The 801-nt window shown below is 65.3% G+C and carries 1 protein-coding gene; it reads right to left on the bottom strand.

Annotation, left to right across the window (positions count from 1 at the left end):
- Positions 1-801: response regulator (locus IE071_RS15780; RefSeq protein ID WP_189442551.1), on the bottom strand; the 801-nt coding region annotated here is incomplete at both ends.

Here is an 801-nt window from a genome sequence, read left to right as displayed (position 1 = left end):
AGCCGTCGACGCCGGGCAGATCCAGATCCAGCAGTACCGCCTCGAAGCTCGCCTGCGCCAGCTCGGCCAGTGCCGCCAGTCCGTTGGTGACATGCACCACGTGGTGACCTTCGCGTTCGAGCAGGCCGCGGATCACCGCCGCCACGATGGTGTCGTCTTCCACCAGCAGCAGTCGATAACACTGACCGGTGACGACGTCGATCGACGGTGGGGCCACTGCCGGTTCGGGTAGCGGCAACCGCACGCGGAATGTGCTGCCGTGCGCGAGACGCGATTCCAGTTCGATGCTGCCGCCCATCATGTCGACCAGCTCGCGGCAGATCGCCAGACCCAGACCGCTGCCGGCGCGACGCTGCGGACCGTCTTCCTGTTCGAAACGCTGGAACAGGCGCGCCTGACTCGCCTCGGGAATACCTGGACCGGTATCGCTGACGCTGAACTGCAGACCATCGGTGGTGCGCTGCGCACGCAGGGTGACGCTGCCGTGCTCGGTGAACTTCAGCGCGTTGTTGGCCAGGTTCAACAGCACCTGCTTGATCCGCAACGCATCGCCAAGCAACTGCTTCGGCAAGTCGTCCGCCATCTCGAGTACGAAGCGGATGCCCTTGGTATGGGCCAGACCCTGTTCCAGCTGGGTCACGTCCTCGAGCAACTGGCGCGGATCGAACGGCGCCGGCTCCAGCTCCAGTTTGCCCGCTTCGATGCGGGCCAGATCCAGGGCGTCGTTGAGCAGCTTCAGCAGCATCCCGCCGGAGCGTTGCATGGCCTGGGTGTAGTCATGCTGTTGCGGACTCAGCGGCG

This window comes from Rhodanobacter panaciterrae, from assembly GCF_014651895.1.
GTDB classification, from domain to species: domain Bacteria; phylum Pseudomonadota; class Gammaproteobacteria; order Xanthomonadales; family Rhodanobacteraceae; genus Rhodanobacter; species Rhodanobacter panaciterrae.
Note: the sequence above shows the minus strand (reverse complement) of the source record. Positions and strands in the feature narration are given on the sequence as shown.